The sequence below is a fragment of the Rhizobacter sp. genome, assembly GCF_031412075.1.
In the GTDB taxonomy this organism is placed as follows: Bacteria; Pseudomonadota; Gammaproteobacteria; order Burkholderiales; family Burkholderiaceae_C; genus Rhizobacter.
Genome location: NZ_JANOCG010000017.1, coordinates 1 through 2545 on the forward strand (window position 1 = coordinate 1; position 2545 = coordinate 2545).

General features: G+C 66.8%; 3 protein-coding genes. 2 read left to right on the top strand and 1 reads right to left on the bottom strand.

What is annotated here, in order from left to right:
* Nucleotides 1-1417, top strand: a 1417-nt coding sequence (locus tag RMO40_RS00555) for a DEAD/DEAH box helicase (RefSeq protein WP_309714914.1), incomplete at its 5' end; no start/stop codon positions are given.
* 115 nt (nucleotides 1418-1532) lie between these two features.
* Here the strand turns inward: RMO40_RS00555 and RMO40_RS00560 are convergent.
* Nucleotides 1533-1958, bottom strand: a complete 426-nt coding sequence (locus tag RMO40_RS00560; protein ID WP_309714916.1) for a hypothetical protein — start codon at nucleotides 1956-1958, stop codon at nucleotides 1533-1535.
* Nucleotides 1959-2093: 135 nt separating this feature from the next.
* On the opposite strand from RMO40_RS00560, the gene RMO40_RS00565 reads away from it, so the two are divergent.
* Nucleotides 2094-2545 (top strand): hypothetical protein (locus tag RMO40_RS00565; RefSeq protein ID WP_309714918.1); only part of this gene is annotated, 452 nt, incomplete at its 3' end.

Below are 2545 nucleotides of genomic sequence, written 5' to 3' on the forward strand. Positions count from 1 at the left end.
GGCCACCTTGCGCCACTACCAGCTCGACGGCCTGTCGTGGATGGACTTTCTGCGCCGCGCGCGGCTCGGCGGCATCCTCGCCGACGACATGGGCCTGGGCAAGACGCTGCAGGCCCTGGCGCTGCTGCAGGGCGAGCTCGACGCAGGGCGGCTCGACCGGCCCAGCCTGGTGGTGGTGCCCACCAGCCTGATCGGCAACTGGGAGGCCGAAGCCAAACGGTTCACGCCCGAGCTCAAGCTGGTGGTGCTGCACGGCGCGCAGCGCGCCAAGCACTTCAAGAACATTGCCGGCGCGCACCTGGTCATCACCAGCTACCCGCTGGCCATGCGCGATGTGGCCACGCTGGGCGCGCAGGAGTGGCACTACCTGATGCTCGACGAGGCCCAGCGCATCAAGAACAGCCGCAGCCAGGCGGCGGTGTCGGTCAAGGGCCTGAACGCACGACACCGCTTGTGCCTCTCCGGCACGCCGCTCGAAAACCACCTGGGCGAGTTGTGGAGCCTGATGGACTTTGTGTGCCCCGGCCTGCTCGGCAGCGAGGCGCAGTTTCGCGAGCACTACCGCACGCCGATCGAGCGCCGCCAAGACGCGCTGCGTGCGCAGCAGCTGTCGCGCCGCGTCAAGCCCTTCCTCTTGCGGCGCACCAAGCTGCAGGTGGCGCAAGAGCTGCCCGAGAAGACCGAGTCGCACCTGCGGGTCGACCTCACCGGCACCCAGCGCGACCTGTACGAAACCGTGCGCGCCACCATGGACGGCAAGCTGCGCGAGGTGATCGCGCAACAAGGCCTGGCGCGCAGCCAGATCATGGTGCTCGACGCGCTGCTGCGCCTGCGCCAAGTGTGCTGCGACCCGCGCTTGTTGAAGATGGGCGAGGGCGCCGCGCGGCCGCACCACCCGTCGGCCAAGATGGAGCTGCTGCTCGACCTGCTGCCCACGCTGGTCGAAGACGGGCGGCGTGTGCTGGTGTTTTCGCAGTTCACCGAGATGCTGGCGCTGATCGAGATCGAGCTCGATCGATTGAAGCTGCCCCACCTCAAGCTCACCGGCGAAAGCAAGGACCGTGGCGCGCTGGTCGCGCGCTTCCAGGCCGGCGAGGTGCCGCTCTTTCTCATCAGCCTGAAAGCCGGCGGCGTGGGCCTCAACCTCACCGCCGCCGACACCGTGATCCTGTACGACCCGTGGTGGAACCCGGCGGTGGAGCAGCAGGCCATCGACCGCGCCTACCGCATCGGCCAGGACAAGCCGGTCTTCGTCTACAAGCTCAACGCCACCGGCACGGTCGAAGACAAGATGCTCGAGCTGCAGGCGCGCAAGGCCGGCCTGGCCGACGCGCTGCTGTCGGGTGTGGCGAGCGACGCGGGGCTCACCTCGCAAGACTTCGAAGAGTTGTTCAAGCCGATCGGCACCCACGACTGAGAAGTGATTTCCGTTCGCCCTGAGCCTGTCGAAGGGCCTCTGTGCACGGCGCTGGCCTCGACAGGCTCAGCCCGAACGGGGGAATCGAAAAACCCTCAAGCTTTGAGGCGCTTGCTCACTCGCCCGCATGGGCCCAGGTCGCGACACTGACGCGCCTGCGGGTGATCACAAACGCCAATCGGTCGTGCTGGCCGCGCCAGTGGTAGACCCAGAGTTCGCCGGCTGCGGCGGCATCGGCCGCAAACGGCTGACAGTCGGCCGACGGGCAACGCAAGCGCTCATCCGGCGGCCCCATCCAGCGCAGCAGCTGCGTGGTGGCCACGGCTTGGGCCGACGCCTGTGTCGCGAGGCACAACATCGCCTGGTGACGCTCGCCGCCCCAGCGGTCGACCGAGGCCGTCCACGGCCCGCCGTCGAAATGCCCGCGCACCGCCCGCAGCGAAAGAAAGCTCTTCGACCAGTCGTCGACACGGCCTTCGCATGCGCTGGCACTACTGCAAAAAGCAGCCCCTGCCAATAGCCAGAAAATTACGCGCCGCATGTGTGGACTCCGCGTTTTGGCGCGCCGAAGTCCACCAGAATCGCCGGACGTCTGGCGCGGTTGATCACCCGCCGATGCGTGCCGAAGCAGCCGGGCTCACCAGGCTGCCGACTTTGCCCACGAGGGAGTTTTTTCATGAAACTTGTTTGCCCACCCTTGAGCGTGGCCGCTGCCGCGCTGCTGCTTGCAGTGTCCACTGGCCCGGCCGTTTCAGCCGAAAACCATGCCACCGAGATGCGCATGCTGCGCGATCAGGAAAAACTGCGGACCAACATCTACAAGGCGTATTTTCCCGACCTGGTCACCGCCCGCAAGGCGGCCATCACCTTCCACGCCAACCTGCTCGAATCGCAATACGACGCCGGTTTTCTGGTGCTCGAGCTCGACGCGCTCGAGATCGCCACGCTGCGCAGTTATGGTTTTCGGGTTGAAAACGCGCCCGAATACATCCAGCGCCGTGACGAGTTTCTGAACCAGATCCAGCAAGCCGCCGATGCGCGCCTGGGCACGGCGACCACCGGCACCACCGACAGCACCACCGGCGCCATCACGCGCCAGCCAGCGCGCGGTGATGCGAGCATCCAGTC

Bases quoted from the DNA above. Each gene is read 5' to 3' on its own strand.
- RMO40_RS00560 (WP_309714916.1), bottom strand. From the start codon at position 1,958: ATGCGGCGCGTAATTTTCTGGCTATTGGCAGGGGCTGCTTTTTGCAGT.